Raw genomic sequence first — 15,354 nt, 5'->3', positions numbered from 1 at the left:
GTGCTTATGATTTATTTGCGGACAAGGTGTTGATAAAACTGGATGGCTCGCTCAATGGCAATTGGAAAATAATAACGAATCCCAGGGTTGGTTTTGCGCGCTTCCAGCCAGGCAATCGTTACGAGTTTTCTTGCCAGCATAAAATACGGAAGTAATCGAATATCTTGTACTGACAAGGGCATGGATTCACTGCAACCATGCAACAAAGCATCTTTTAATTGATGAAACGACTTATGCTGATTGCCTTCGGCTACATGTTCAAATGCACACAAAGCCACAGCCAAATCATCGTTATAAAACCCAAACCCACAGTCATCAAAGTCAATAATCGCAAATTGTCCTTGATGCACCAAAATATTATTAGGCTGGGTATCTGCATGGATCGCGCCGGTTTTGTCCGGATGTTTACTTTCTAAATTTTTTAAAAGCTCATAAACCATTCATCTCGCTGCAGTGAGATGCTGTTGTTCATGAGCAGATACATCAGAGAGTTTTTCAATATTATAAAATGTTGCTGTTTGCGCACCAATTAAGCCATCTGCTCGCCAGTAATCTCTATGTTTCATCGAGAGATTTCGCCCACTCTGATGTAAAGTACCAATCAATTTCCCTAACTTGCGGGCATACAGTTCGTTGATACTTTTCCATTTTTTTTACCGGGCAACCATTCGAATAAAAGACAAAATCGGTTTGAGGGTATCATCTGATGGTGTATCTCAATGAAGTATTGTTGCGAAATTGTTTTCACAGGTGCAGCCACAATAAGATCTGTAGTTGTAAGGATGTGATTTATCCACTGTATTTCTTCCTGTATTGCAGCATGTTGATGATGGCCATGGGGATTAACTCTTAATGCATAACGTTTTATTTTGGATGTCTGTAATTCTGAAAATTGCGTTGGCACTGTATTTAACCAATTCAATGCGGTGAGGAATAAATGGATAGTGCTTCAATGCTTCTATAGCCAAAGACCTCAATCTTCTGGCCTGTGCTCGATAAGAAGCATGTTCAAAAGGCATCGTAGTCATGATGTTCCAACAGGCGGTGTTCATAAGCAAATAAGTTTCTTCACTCTTACCTCAGTTATCTCTATGCTCATTTCGTGGTTTTGTATTTAAGCAACAGCAACGCCGAAGCAATCAATAACATTCCCCCAATAGCGATCAACCCGGCACTAGACAGAATAGATAATAAATTAGAACCCAAACCCGTGACCATCCAGGCAAATGCCATCACTGCACCGGATATTCCCATTACCCATCCTTGCGATTGCGCATCGACAGCATTGGAGAATAAAGTGAGTAAGCAGGCAAATGCCATAATATCAAAAGTTGCAATTGCTACCGCTAAAGGCCATTGCGCTACAGGATTAGGAATAACATAAACTGCTAATTGTCCCAATCCTGTTAGAATGAGGGTAAATAAAGCAATGTGGTGTACTTTATATCGATTCACACACAAAGGCATTCCAATAAGGATACCGATAGCAAAACCTAGGCCGATCATGCCTTGTACTGCACCTAATTGCCAGTTGGTGTAATAGTAAACCGTTTTCATATACACAATGATGAACTGAAAATAAAGGCTAAACCCCATTTGCATCAATAGAAATACCACAGCCAGAATACGAACGGATCGATGCTGAAATGCTTCAATAAAAATCTGTGCCGGACGAAGAATAGATATTTTTTTATGCGATAAAGTTAACGCCGTATCTTGATATCCAAGCGCAATCCACACCCATGCAATAAATGCGAGGAGTGCTGCCATCAAAAATGGGGTAGTGAAAGTAAACCAAGGCAGCAATTGTTGATCCGACATGACTCCGCCAAGTAAAGGACCGAGAACCGAGCCAAAACTAAAACTCAGAGAAATCAAACTCATATTCAATGCTTTGGTTTCAGGAGTACTTAAATCGGCAATAGAAGCTTGGGCTATAGGTTGACTACCCGCCATTAAACCGGAAAGTGCTCGCCCGATAAGTAATAAGCTCAAGGAAGAAAAAGCAACCCCTATCCCCATCAGCAGAAAACTGATGGTTATTCCCAACATACACAACACCAGTACTTTTTTGCGCCCCCAAACATCGGATAAATCACCCATGAATGAGGTGCCAAAAAACATGCATAAAGGATAAAGCATATAGCTTAACCCCAAATAAAAATGTTTCACTGCCATACTGGCATCAGCATTCAATACAGGACTATGATCTGCTGTAAATATTGCCGTCATTACTGGATAAACAAGCCCAAAACCTAGAGCATCAATGACCACTGCAAAAAAACAAGGAGCAGTTTTTCGAAACATAATGAACACCTGTGAATGAAAATATAATAGTTTTTACTATACTGATATTCGGAAGATTTGTCTCATATTAAAATCGGGGTAAAGCCTCCTGCAACAAGGTAGCTACCGAGTCTAAAAGAGCCGATTCCTCAGCTAAAAAAATACCTTCTTGTACTGGCGGCTGAACACAATAATAGACACTTATTTTTACCAAGGTTCCATTCTCGATTTTAAATTCTTTTTCCAATTGATAAGGCAATTTTTTTGCTTTTGAGTCTGAATAAAACTCCCCCCAAATACTCTCTATTTTTGCCGCCATACACTCTGGAAACTGGAATGCAGCTGGTAGTATATTTACTGTTTTTGTAAGCAGTTCTTCAACACCTAAATCTCTAAGTGCTATTAAATTCGAAAGCTGATAAAGACATTGAAGTTCTTTAATGCGTTCTCCTAAATCGTAGGTCAATTGTTTTCGCTCTTTTTCAGCCCTCTTCCTTGAGGTAATATTTCTTATTGTTTGTATCCAAGAATCAGGAAATGAGGAAGAATCCATAGGGGACAAACTACATTCTACCCACCCTCTCTTTCCAGTCTTAATTTCCTTAATAAATTTATCTCTTGAAACAGGTAAACTAGAACACACTGGACATTCCTTCTGCTCTGTAGACTGATTATGAAAAAGCGCATGGGAAGATAAACCGACTAATTCTTCGGGTTTTAAATCGGCAAATGTTCCTGCTGCTTTGTTAGCTTGGTGAATTATACCTTCTTCATTAACAATAAAAGTGGGATCCGGAATATTATCATATGTCGTCGCCGCACGTGTCAGTATCGCAAAAGGTCGACGCAAAGTTTGTTCTACTAGAGCGATATAGATAAACCAAATTGAAAATATTTTAAATATTTGACCAGCTACATGTTCTAAACCAAATAAACGTTTATAATCGGACAATGCCAAATCGGACAATATCATTGCAATCATGCTTAGGCTTATATAAAACAATAACTCTTTCGGTATCATAGCTCTCTCATACCAAAACAAGATTAACGCGATGATTAAAATTAAGATTACGCCCCATTCACAATAAAGTTTGAACCAGGTTACTCCGTAATGATCAATATACGTTGTAGGAAAATGACCTGAAAATATGGCGGTAAAAATAATTAGGGTTATTAAAAAAAAGCCAAGATTAACAACCCAAATTCTCAATGTATGCCTGAAAAAATAAATGGAAAAAAGAAAAACTCCAGCCTGAAAAAACCGGGCAGAAATCCAAAGTTGAGTACTTAAATCACCTCCACCATGCGGCAATAAGTTTTTTTTATACGCTAAAATATGAGCGATATCAATAAATGACCACCAACCGGCAGCTAAGGAAATAAAAATCACAAATTGATTCTTTGTGAAATGAGTGGTTGTAGCTGCTACAATCATTGCAGTTAATCCGATAACAACCGAAAAAAACTCAGTAAGGGTATGAAAAACAAGAAGGTTAGTTTTATATTCCGCTAAAATACAGATTAGAGATAGAATTAGAGGAATCCCATAAACTCGCCATAGCGGTGAGCTCACCGAGACATTAGCAGCATAGGCTCCCCTATCGAAACGCATACATGCCCCCCCTATTTGGCTTGGACTCATCTTCATAAAAGCTTGGATGGAATATGACCAATCTCATAAAAAAATTTTTACTTCCTAATTATAGTTGAATTAAGTAATCAGGGTGGCATATGCAGTATATCCTGATTTAGTCTAAGAAAACCCACAGATAATTTCAGGATTGAGCTCTCTAGGTTTCGCTTTGCGCATTATATATATAAAGAGATGAAAACGCCCATTATTAATTTATTTTTATCTCATATTGAATAAAAATAGAACATTCATTTGTTCCAACTTCATATTTCCTTAATTATTGATTGTTAAAATTGTTGCCATTTTAGCTAATAGCAATGGGGTTTTTCATGCAAAAAAAATATGATTCCACAACAATGGACGTCCAAAAGAAAGAGAAAAAGAAGGTTTCTTGGGTAGATGATAAAACTGAAGGTAAAATAGAAAAAGGTAATCCTCCACATGGGACTGGAGCCAGTCCTAGAAAAGAAATAATGAATCAAAAGTTCAAAGAATTAGTCAGTCAAGGTTATACAAAAATTGAAGCAGCAGCTCTAATCGGAAAATCATCCCAAAAAGTAGGGACAACATACGTACATGGTGAAGAAATACCTAAATTTATATTTACTGATCCAATTTTTTATGCTTCTGCAGAAGAAATAGAACAGCGTAAACTTTTAAGAGAGAAATTAGCAACACCAAGCAGTAAAAATGTACATCCTAAGCAAAGCAGCTCACAAGATGTTGAAATTTTTTATCCCCCGCAAAGTGGGTCAAAAAATGTGGAAAAGGAAGCAAATCGGTATAGCTTTTTCTCTACGATGAGTATTGGCGTGGGAATCGCTGCTTTAGCCGTTGCAGCAACAATAGGAATCGTTGCATCAAATAAATAAAAAAACTGGTATTAAGATGCTGGTTTTTAATATTTGATACGCCTGGGAAACTCACCCAGGCTATGCCATTAACTAAGTGTTAAAATAACCCTTTTTTAAATCTGTTTCAAAATCGTCTGTCCAGTTAGTCCGATATAAACCATATCGTTTTTTTGTATCATTCTTTTCAATGGTTATCCACACTTGCGTACTTACTATTTGATTGGGATCATAACTTGAGCCATTTTTTATTGTTATTTTAAATTCATGGGCAGAAAACCCATTCCTCAGTAAAATATATTGAAAGTCTTTTTTTATTACATCCTCTCCGTTACGCATTTGTTGATTCCTTAAACTGATACCTGAAATAATTATAGGATCAGGAAGTAAGATAGGCATTTTAAATGGACATTTTTCGCTTGCTCAAAATAAAGCTAAATACTTCTTAATTCAAAATATCGCTCGAACTACGGTTCATTAAACGAAGTTATCCAAAATTTTTGCGAGGAATTTATATTTTTGGGAACAGGTGTTACTACAATCGTTTGCACCAAAGAAGGATTGAAAGGTCCAGCGGCTGTTGCCCATTGATACGTTATTTTAAATTTCCAGGACTTCTTCCTTTGGGCCATTTTTTTTATTTCATAAGCTGTAATCCATGGGCTGGAAACTCCCGAAACCCAAGAAGGCCAATTGTCTTTAAATTTGTTTTTAAGTCGATCTGAAAACATCATAAATTGGATGGCTCCATTACGCTCTTTATTGGCTTTTGCAAACAAGGTTGCAACTTCGTCCGGCATTTGCGGAGCCAGTACCTTCTCCAACATGAAAATTCGTGCGGCATCTGGTTCAGATTGCGACACACTTTCGGTCATACTATTTGCCGTAATGGAACACAAAATCATCACACCACATAGAATGGGGCACACTTTTGACATTTTCATATTTTCTCTTTGTTAATAGATATCTTTATATCTATCATTTTATGTACCGATTTGACAAATGATCTACTGCGTGCAGGTATGTTTTTTAAAGAGATTAATTAAAAGTTTCGCTGATGGCCCCACTTCTTGAGGTTGGTGGTGTACTAAATAAACCGGATAGGTTCTTATGTTATTTTCTTCCATTTTTAATGGAAGAATAGGCAAATTTCGCGCTTCAACAATCTGCTGTGGCAACCAGGCAAAACCAATCCCATGCACAACACATTGAATCTTCATTTCCAAGGTACTTACTTTCCAATGAAACTCAGAACCTAACCAACCTTCATTGCGTTTTTTATTGCGTCCAGAATCCTGGATGATGAGATAACGTTCATCATAAAGATCTTCGAGGGCAACCGGTTTTTGATGTAAAGAACTGTCTTTGTGAGCATAAGGAAGAAAATGAACATCCATTAACTTATTCCCTGTATAGCCTTCGGGAATTTTTGAAATAAGAGCGAGCTCGGCCTCACCATTAATTAATTGATCACTTGGACCTGATAATAACCCTTGATTGATAATCAGTTTGGTGTGTTTATTCTTTTGGCCAAACTCCTGCAGTACAGCCATCAATAGAGGGGATGGAAAAAGCTCATCAATAGCAAGTCGTAATGATTTTTCATGGCTTGATTTTAAATTACGTGCTGCATTTTCTACATTTTTTGCCGCCCGGGTAATTTGCCGTGATAACTTTAATAGGTCCACTCCTTGCTCAGTCAGCACTGCTCTACGTCCTTCAAGTTGCAGTAATTGCAAACCTAACATGTCCTGCAATTTTGATATCGTATAACTGATATTCGATTGGCTTTTATGCAGTTTTATCGCTGCTTTAGCAAAGCTGCCTTCATCAATTACCGTTTGTAAGACGCGCCATTGTTCAAGAGTGACTTTGGTCATTATTTCCCCGCCCCAAACTTATCTAAAAATTAGATATATTTGGTCAAAATTATGCGCTTTTTTAATTTAAATAGCTATTTATAATCAATTTGTTTGATTAATAAGGAGCAATAATGAACAAAATACTGTTATCACTAGTTACTAGTAGCTTATTGATTCATCCAGTTTCTGGAATTGGGGGATCAATTCAGGAGACGAACAAACACGTCGTCACACAATTTTATCAAAAAGCACTGAATGAAAAGAACTTTGATATAGCTCAAAATTACCTGGGGGAATGGTATATCCAACATAATCCTATGGCTCAAGATGGGATTGAAGGTTTAAAAAATTACATTAACTATCTGAAAAACACGTACCCGCAATCGCATAGTGAGATCAAACGTATTTTTGCCGAGGGAGATTATGTCATTGTGCATGTCCATTCTGTTTTAGAACCAGGTACTCAAGGACGAGCCGTTGTGGATATTTTTCGTCTGGAAAACAATAAAATTTACGAGCATTGGGACGTTATTCAACCTATTCCTGCCGAGTCAGCGAACAGTAATGGTATGTTTTAGGATGTTTCCTTCATCTGACCAAGTGAGTCTTATTGTCCAATAATGGGCATGGCTGCCAAGCTAAGGGTATTTAACGTTTAATTTTATTCAATTTACAAGTAAACCTGTCAGCCCCGCGCAGGCGGGGATCCATTTTTATATTAGCAATGCACTCCATTATGGATTTCCTGCTGCGTAGGAATGACAACATCCGCTTTCTGCTAGCCTTGAAGGCCATGGGCATAACCTGATAGGGTGAACACATAATAAAATCATGGAAATTTGACCATTTACAAAACCATTAGATACACTTAATGTGTATCTCTTATGGATTTTCCGTTATGTCAAAACCATTTATTTCACAAATTAATCCTCCCGTTTCATTTGCTGAACCGCCATTCTGGTTTATTTTCCATGCTGAAAGCATACTCTTACAGAACCAGACCATACCTCAGTTGTTTAATATCGGCATGCTCAATCTGTCTATCGAACATCAACTGTATTTAGGAACATTCGGCAATACACCGTGTTTTGCAGCGCAGATCAGCACCCAACCATTTACCTTACCTCCCAATATGGCTTTTCAGCATATTCGTCAGGCCCATGAACTTTTGCGGGATGAGGACTTGTTTTTACTTGTTTCCAAGGCGAAGCAACTATTGCATTGGGATAGAAGTACCCGGTTTTGTGGGTACTGCGGTCATCAGACCCAATACAGCACTAAAGAGCGTGCCAAAGTATGTCCAGTCTGCAATTCATTAATTTATCCACAAATTGCGCCTGCTATGTTGGTGTTAATATGGCGAGATGATGAAATCTTGCTGGCACGCTCTCCTCATTTTTTACCCGGAATCTATAGTCTTTTGGCGGGTTTTGTAGAACCAGGAGAAATGCTGGAGCAAACGGTTATGCGCGAAGTAAAAGAAGAAGTAAGTTTGAACATAAAAAACTTACACTATTTCGCTTCTCAACCCTGGCCATTCCAAAGTAACTTGATGTTAGGATTTATTGCGGAATACGACAGCGGCGAAATTCAAATCGATGCGACTGAAATTGAAGATGCCCAATGGTTTTCAATAAAAAAACTGCCTCAATTACCCAAACCCATTAGCCTTTCACGTAAAATAATTGATGAATATTTGGCACAACGCTTTTGATATATTTAAAAATCTAGCGGTACTGTTTCATTCCGCAGCAAAATAAATGCCCGCAAAACTCACTTAAAGATATATAATTGCCCACCTTACTAATTAAAAATACGAAAGATACAGAAAATACCTTAGGAATTAAATGAAAACTCAAACTGAAATCCTCGACAGCCTAGGCTTATTGTATGAAAAAACGCAACTACCAACGATTGAATCTTCTGTTGAACCAAATGGTGGGGTTCTAAATCTTGATAAAGTCCTGGTTGATAACCCAGAATGCTGGGATACCATAGCCATAGGCTCTACTCAACTCGAAAAAAAAACAATTATCCTTAAATGCGACTTGGATAAAAAATCAGAAAATTTTTATTTAAAACAAAAGGTTATTAAAAAATTAATTGATGCTAATTTTTCTGTATACGTTCCGACTAAAGAAAGCTTAAGAAAAATAGAGGTTGCAGAACCAAATATTTGCCCCCCTGGCCCGTATAGTGAACTGGAACCTTCACAAGAAGCCACTGAGTTAAAAAAATTAAATCTCATCCCTGATCGGGTTGTTTGTTTAGACTCCTCAGCATTCGATGAGCTTTGTACAAAAATTTTAAATTCTCCTGATGCGTTTTTTAATTTTATCAATTGCATTACCCTGGATCCGCACGAGCTGTTTGGTGAAGTAGATTATTCTGAAATGATCAATCGGGAATTGATCAGTGCAGTTGAATGGTCATTTGATCCACACCCTAATATGGATAGGGATTGGCAGGAAAAATTTACAAATTTGAAAATAGCAATGACTCATGCAGAAGATGAAAAAAAACCTACGCCTCAATTTTTGCAACCTACCTCCTTTTCTGATCAAACAGCACCAGAATACGATAAAGTTTATTTGTCCTATTTAACGCAACATCGTCCTGACATACTAAAACAGATTATTCAAATTTCTTTAGCAAACAGCAGAGTATCTCTATTTCCGTTTCTCAATAAACAAGAAGGACTTCTTTCTCTTGTCCTAAGAAATTGTGAGGTAGAATCCTTTGTTGAAGATGAAAATGAGGGTGAAAACAAGGAAGACCCCCTATTAACTACTTCATTAAGACATGTACAGACAGGAGGTGACGTAGTATTTTCAGTGCACCGTTTCGCCACATTACTAAACAACTCACCTAATTTGATGTCGCTTCATCTTACTGGAGGAGAAATTTGGGGTGAGGCACAACTCAAGCTTCAACCTAAAAAGACCGCTAATTTAAAAACGATTTATCTTCACCAAATAAGGATATCCATTAACCACATAGGGGCTTTAATTAATGCCACACCTAATTTAAGGGAACTGACACTAAACTCTGTTTGGCGAGAAAGCGAGTACTTGCTTGAAATTAATTCCCCTCTTGTCCACTTAAAAAAACTTAGTATCAAGGATAGCTTGACTCTCGATGAACTATATACGCTCGTTGATGCTGCCCCAAATCTTGAAACTTTAGAGCTTTATAAATTTGATATGATGCGATTTCCTGATTCCTTCTTGCAATTCGCCTCCAAGATTAAAGCACTAAAGAAAATCGATCTCCTGAATGTGACAATGACTTCAGAGCAACTTCAAAATCTTCTCAGGTATGCCTCCAATTTAACTGAGCTTAGCTTATATTATTGCTATATCAATCAAGATGATATGAATTTTGTACCAAACTCCCTTCCCACTATCAATATATTGCGTGCGGTAGGAATAAAACTTACCTCCCAACAACTGCTCAATCTTATAGCCGCAGCACCTAATTTAAATAACATACAAATAGAAACTCCTTACAATTTTTCCGATTTTCTTACTAGTCTGCAACCAGGTTCTCTTCCTCTTTTAAACCACATTCGCTTTGATACAGGTACATTAACTTTTGCAGAATTAAATCAATTAATTAAAGTTGCTCCTAATTTAAACTCAATATCCTTACCCATTCCAAAGGAAAGAAGCGAGTTACTTGCAATACAATGGCTCAAAAACAGCTACCCTCAGATTGAGATCAGGTTATTAGATAATTACTCCAAACAATCTACTAGTAACACGAATGACCCTCTCTCGCTAGACGGAAAAATCGGCTATTCGGAAATCATTCCAACGTTGCCCGCACGAACAATTTTCAAAGCAAAAGATGGAGCAAATCCCCCAGTTTCCAGTTATCACCTGAATACATTTTCTTGGTCATCTTCACGTAAGAACTTTAGTCTTTACAGCCCCTTATATGACGATTTGGAGCCTATCTCTGAATCCTTAAAATGCACTACGCAACAAATAGAAGAGCAATTTAATCATCCAGATACACCTAAAAAACTGGTGTATGGTCAAATTACTTTTGAAAATCCAGTAGTAGACAAATGGCTGCAATTACCCGCTTTAAGCACGCACGATAAACTGATTAACTATGCAGCAGAATACCCCGATTTTGAATTAAAAAGATGTAAGAATTCAGGTTATTATTTCATTAAATTTAAGAAAAATGTCGAAACCTGTCTTGTCAACTACATTCTTGAAGCAGGAAATAACTTCGATTTTACCCTTAGAAAAAATGCACCTATAGAACATCTGAAGTGGATAGCCAAATTATCTTTTGCTCCAACAGGAAAATTAGTTGACTGCGAGGAATATCAAAAACTACTAAAACTTGATATGGAGCAATGCATTCAAGCTCTGGCCGAATATTGTCGCTTTGAGGACGAATCCGCATCATCGGACATACACGGGAATGCAATTGATGTTTTGAATGCCTTAATAAAACAACGTGCGGGGGTTTGCAGGCACCGAGCGCAACTTTTTTTAGCTTTGGCAGATGCATTACAAATCGAAGCCAGTCTGATCGACAACGACGTTCATCAATTTGCCCGAGTAACACTCGAAAAGATGCATTTTAGTGTGGACTTAGGCGGCGGTGTAGCTCAGATCATTGACCTTCCCATTCCGCCACTTAAAAAAAGGAAAGAGGAAGAATCGAAAGAAGAATTAGAAAAGAAAACTAAAATAACGAGCCCCCCTTTGAAACCGGGTAATCGATTCGAAACCTGGAATAGCTTAACTATTCAAGCCGCAAATGCAGAGGAACTTGCAAAAAAACTTACATCTAAAGACTCACACTCAAGACAATGGCTTATTTTTAAAGATACTCAGACGATGGAAGCATTACATCAAGCTTCTTCCATATGTGAAAACACTTTTTTCTCACATGATTTAGATTCGCTGATCCTGCACCACTTACATATTGCCCAGAATAAAGAACAATATGTAGATAGTCCTGTAAGTCAATTTTTAAAAAATGCGGCCTTTAATCCCAGTGAGTCATACACTTGGTTTATTAATTGGTCCGATCCCAAAGCACGCCATGTCAGCTTAAACAGCGTTATTGATACTGAGGACCGTAATCTAGGAGGTTTGTCTATCCCGCCTAACGTGCATATCGTTGTCGGTATGGATGAACACTCTGCATTTAAAATGGGTGATGATTTTTACTCACGTTTTGACGCCATCAGCCAAGCACCGGACATACCTCCTCCAGGATTACCGGAGATTCAACCAAATCAACCGATACGCAATGATGATGTTCTTTTTCCCTCAGTTTTTAATTGGGAGTCCATTTTTTTGGGCAGATACACTTTTGATGAGGGCTGTTTAGATATTCTTCCTGGTGCTCTCTTGAAAGCGTCTCAAAATAAAGTCTCAAGATTAATTTTGTATAATGCTCCATTTGACGATCCTAAATTTCGTTTCTTGATCACTGAATTAATGGCAAAGAAACGCTTTTTCTTTAATGGTGAATGGCATGATTTGCCTAAGGATTTTCGTCTGGAATTTGCACAGCCTGATTTAAGTACTTATCCAGATGTTATAACACCTAAGGTAACTCCCGAGAAAAAACGAATTGTCAATCAAACGACGTTACCTTTATTTTCCAATCAATACAAAATTACTGAAAACGGCACGTTGAAACCGCTTCCCGGATTTTTTGTGGGAGATCCTGAACTCGAATTGCTAGTGACGGATAATTTAACTGAAATTCAATGGTACAGTCTTTTAATGGAAGCCAAAAAAGCTCAATGCGCACTAACAATTAAGACAGCTCCTAACGTATTTGTACCAGAACCATTGCAACAATTGGTCATTTCCATCGAAATATTTGGAGAAAGTAATCAACTTATTATTTCCAATGATTTAGACGATGCTGAAGAGCATTATAAACCAGTAGATGCCATCACTATCAATATTGATCCGAAAACCAATTTTAATAGTTTATTCTTTCACGTATCGTTAAAAAATAAGCTGTTTCATGGTGAAGAAACTGAATTATTAAAGGCCATAAAAAAAGGAAAACCTGTCATTCTTAAAGGGCAATTTTCAACAACTCTTGCCCAACAATTACAAACACTCTTTATTGACCCGCCCACTCTTCTGGTTAATGGGGAACCGGCTTTAGCCAAAAATATCACGATAATTAGTGACAATGCAGCTCCTTTTAAGGTGGTCCGTAAAACAATCCATGTGTATAGACCTGAGGAAGACTTCGCGCGCTTAAATTCTGATTTGGCAGAACAATTAAAAAAAATATATCAAAAGCTTAGGCTGACACCATGCCATAGCCATTTCCTGGATTTACCTGATGACCCAACGCACCAAACCCAATGGCTGGATAATTTAACACAGCGTCTAGAGTGGCGGGCGGGAATTCTTCCTGACGGTGCTGAGCCGACGACTCCTGAAACGGTAATGCACTACCTGGATGAGCATTCATTTGTATTTCTTACAAGTAAAACAGGTGCAGGAAAGAGCTATTTTGTCCAGAAAATCCTGACTAAATATGGAAAGGATCATCATAAACCCATCGCCATATACCATGAATTAGCTGGAGTAAAAAATTGGCTGACCCATAAAGGAGAGAGCCAACCTATATTATTTCTTGATGAAGCCAATATAAGTCAGGAGCATTATACTTTATTCGCAGCAATTGCACGAGGCGATAAAGAGTTTTGGTATGAAGGGACCTGTTATCCTTTAAAAAACCATAAAATTATCTTTGCTGGAAACCCTACTCATTACGAAGGACGTTTCGAACCTGATTTATTTAAACGATTCCCCAATTATTTTCCTTTCGAAGGACAACGGCTGGATAAAATATTAAGCCCTCTGCTTACACACTGTGATGATGCAACAAGTTTATTGAAGCTTATTAAAACCTACTATGCGAAAGCGCAAGATGCCGGGCTCAATATAACTCCCCGTAACGCGCAAATGATGTGTTTACGTTTCTTCATTTTAAAAGAAAACCCGCAAACCAAGTCGATGACTGATGATTTTCTGATGCGCTATACCATTTTAAGTGAAATCAAAACTATAAGTCTGGATAAAAAACTAAGCCAGCACATTCGCTACGATATAAAAAAAGGAAGTCCTTGGAAAGAAGAGAGAAGACAATTCGAAGAGGTCCTGCAACAATTCCAGCCACAGACTACCGATAAGAAATTCATATGGACTGACTCACGCAAAAAAATTGCATTGAGCATCGAAATGCTGATGCGTATCCGCGAACAGAAAATAAAAGGTAGGTGGGAGCAGGAGATTGGAATTAATGGGATCGTTCTTGAAGCAGAGCCTGGTTTAGGCAAAAGTCAATTAGTTCAAGCGCTACTTAAAGCCAAGGGAGTTGAGTTCATAACCATATCCCCAACCAACACTAAACAAGTACATGCAAAGCTCTTAGAGGCATTCCACAAGGGTCAAGTCGTTTGCATTGAAGAGTTTAATACCCTGGTTCATGAACAACTGCTTAATGCCTTGCTTTCAGGGTATGACCTTGAAGGAAATCCTCCTCAAAAATCAGGTTTTTGTATTATTGGCACTCAGAACCCAACTACACTTCACGGGAGACAGCCTTTATCTAAGGCTCTAGAAAATCGGCTTATGCTTGTTGAATTAAGCCATTATCACTTTGATGAATTTATTAAAATCCTCACAGAAAAATTTCAATTACTTATAGGAAACGCGAAAACAGTGACTGAAGAATATTTTGCAGCACGTACTTATGCACAAAGCCAAAGCTTATTCCCTCCTCCAAACCCACGAAATGTGATGAGAATAGCTGAGGAAGAGCAAAACAGGCAGGAAGTATTGGCGTATTAAAGGCTAATATCTCTTAAGTTCACTTTACAGCATTGATGCAGCGCAGTGGAATCGCGGTTTAATTTGGTCTATACTCCCGTGGATTCTGCTGCACTGCACCCACCATTATTAAGTACAACATTTTATAAAATCCATCGAACTTCTTCTAATCCATGACTACACTTCAGTTATGAGCAGTATAAAAAATGACGGAGCTCAAATGGACATATCGAAATTTTTAAGCAAAGTTCTTGGGATTTATTTGATCATTGTCAGCTTAGCTATGTTTGCCAACTTGCAGCAATTTACAGTTTATGTACAAGAGTTACTTAAGGATGCCCCATTAATGCTTGTCACCGGCTTTTGGACTCTTATTATTGGGTTACTTATGGTTGTAAGCCATAATGTTTGGCAATGGAGCTGGCGACTCTTAATTACAATTATTGGCTGGATTATACTCCTGAAAGGGACAAGCATGATTTTTTATCCACATTATATTGATAGAGCGACTCTGGTTTTTATGCAAGATGCAAGTATTGCATACAGTGCAGCGGGGTTTGAGCTGATTCTTGGGATAATCCTTTGCTACTTAGGCTTTAAACGTTAAAACACCTTATTTTCGCTTCCTCCATATATAAACTCCAAAATCTTCTCGATACTTCATCTTATCAATTCCTTATTGTTTTCCAATTTACCTCCACTACAATCGTAATGAATTAAAATTAGAGGCATCCAGGTTTGAATTTACATCCATTCGCTTAATCTGGGGTGCAATCCGCTATTTCAGTTTCATTGCGAGTGATGATGCAGGTAAAAAGATAATCAGGACTTTTGAATCCTTACTGTTACCTTTAAATTCCGCTGAAGAAAAGATAGCCAATAGA

13 protein-coding genes are annotated in these 15,354 nt (G+C 37.8%); 5 read left to right on the top strand and 8 right to left on the bottom strand.

Annotated elements, in window-relative coordinates; all coding sequences use genetic code 11:
* Nucleotides 1-11 precede the first annotated feature (11 nt).
* The 5 genes from Lpar_RS02085 to Lpar_RS02070 all read right to left on the bottom strand — a co-directional run bounded on the left by Lpar_RS02085 (nucleotide 12) and on the right by Lpar_RS02070 (nucleotide 3,898).
* Nucleotides 12-440, bottom strand: coding sequence for a phosphotransferase enzyme family protein (locus Lpar_RS02085; RefSeq protein WP_058516341.1), 429 nt, complete (start codon nucleotides 438-440; stop codon nucleotides 12-14).
* On the bottom strand, nucleotides 441-566 hold the full coding sequence (locus tag Lpar_RS19520) for a hypothetical protein (RefSeq protein WP_272947085.1): 126 nt from the start codon (nucleotides 564-566) through the stop codon (nucleotides 441-443).
* 44 nt (nucleotides 567-610) lie between these two features.
* Nucleotides 611-904: an aminoglycoside phosphotransferase/kinase family protein gene (locus Lpar_RS02080; RefSeq protein ID WP_058516340.1), complete on the bottom strand. Its 294-nt coding sequence runs from the start codon at nucleotides 902-904 to the stop codon at nucleotides 611-613.
* A 191-nt stretch (nucleotides 905-1,095) separates the two neighbouring features.
* Nucleotides 1,096-2,307, bottom strand: coding sequence for an MFS transporter (locus tag Lpar_RS02075; RefSeq protein ID WP_058516339.1), 1,212 nt, complete (start codon nucleotides 2,305-2,307; stop codon nucleotides 1,096-1,098).
* Between the two features lie 67 nt (nucleotides 2,308-2,374).
* Nucleotides 2,375-3,898, bottom strand: coding sequence for an MASE3 domain-containing protein (locus Lpar_RS02070; RefSeq protein WP_058516338.1), 1,524 nt, complete (start codon nucleotides 3,896-3,898; stop codon nucleotides 2,375-2,377).
* 350 nt (nucleotides 3,899-4,248) lie between these two features.
* Here Lpar_RS02070 and Lpar_RS02065 point away from each other — a divergent pair, with 350 nt between their 5' ends.
* Nucleotides 4,249-4,791 (top strand): hypothetical protein, encoded by a 543-nt coding sequence (locus Lpar_RS02065; RefSeq protein WP_058516337.1) that lies wholly within the window; start codon nucleotides 4,249-4,251, stop codon nucleotides 4,789-4,791.
* A gap of 72 nt (nucleotides 4,792-4,863) precedes the next feature.
* Here Lpar_RS02065 and Lpar_RS02060 read toward each other — a convergent pair whose 3' ends face one another.
* The 3 genes from Lpar_RS02060 to Lpar_RS02050 form a co-directional block, all read right to left on the bottom strand.
* Complete coding sequence (locus Lpar_RS02060; RefSeq protein ID WP_058516336.1) at nucleotides 4,864-5,109, bottom strand: hypothetical protein; 246 nt, start codon at nucleotides 5,107-5,109, stop codon at nucleotides 4,864-4,866.
* 128 nt (nucleotides 5,110-5,237) lie between these two features.
* Nucleotides 5,238-5,714 carry a hypothetical protein gene (locus Lpar_RS02055; RefSeq protein WP_058516335.1) on the bottom strand — a complete coding sequence of 159 codons (477 nt, stop codon included), beginning with the start codon at nucleotides 5,712-5,714 and terminating at the stop codon, nucleotides 5,238-5,240.
* Nucleotides 5,715-5,777: 63 nt separating this feature from the next.
* Nucleotides 5,778-6,650, bottom strand: coding sequence for a LysR family transcriptional regulator (locus tag Lpar_RS02050; protein ID WP_058516334.1), 873 nt, complete (start codon nucleotides 6,648-6,650; stop codon nucleotides 5,778-5,780).
* 113 nt (nucleotides 6,651-6,763) lie between these two features.
* Here Lpar_RS02050 and Lpar_RS02045 point away from each other — a divergent pair, with 113 nt between their 5' ends.
* The 4 genes from Lpar_RS02045 (at nucleotide 6,764) to Lpar_RS02030 (ending at nucleotide 15,077) form a co-directional block, all read left to right on the top strand.
* Nucleotides 6,764-7,210 carry a nuclear transport factor 2 family protein gene (locus Lpar_RS02045; protein ID WP_058516333.1) on the top strand — a complete coding sequence of 149 codons (447 nt, stop codon included), beginning with the start codon at nucleotides 6,764-6,766 and terminating at the stop codon, nucleotides 7,208-7,210.
* Nucleotides 7,211-7,530: 320 nt separating this feature from the next.
* Nucleotides 7,531-8,346 carry an NAD(+) diphosphatase gene (nudC, locus tag Lpar_RS02040; RefSeq protein WP_058516332.1) on the top strand — a complete coding sequence of 272 codons (816 nt, stop codon included), beginning with the start codon at nucleotides 7,531-7,533 and terminating at the stop codon, nucleotides 8,344-8,346.
* 133 nt (nucleotides 8,347-8,479) lie between these two features.
* Nucleotides 8,480-14,491 carry a MoxR family ATPase gene (locus tag Lpar_RS02035; RefSeq protein ID WP_058516331.1) on the top strand — a complete coding sequence of 2,004 codons (6,012 nt, stop codon included), beginning with the start codon at nucleotides 8,480-8,482 and terminating at the stop codon, nucleotides 14,489-14,491.
* 199 nt (nucleotides 14,492-14,690) lie between these two features.
* Nucleotides 14,691-15,077, top strand: coding sequence for a hypothetical protein (locus tag Lpar_RS02030; RefSeq protein ID WP_058516330.1), 387 nt, complete (start codon nucleotides 14,691-14,693; stop codon nucleotides 15,075-15,077).
* Nucleotides 15,078-15,354: the final 277 nt, after the last annotated feature.

Source organism: Legionella parisiensis (genome assembly GCF_001467945.1).
GTDB lineage: Bacteria > Pseudomonadota > Gammaproteobacteria > Legionellales > Legionellaceae > Legionella > Legionella parisiensis.
This window is presented reverse-complemented; position numbering and strand designations above follow the sequence as displayed.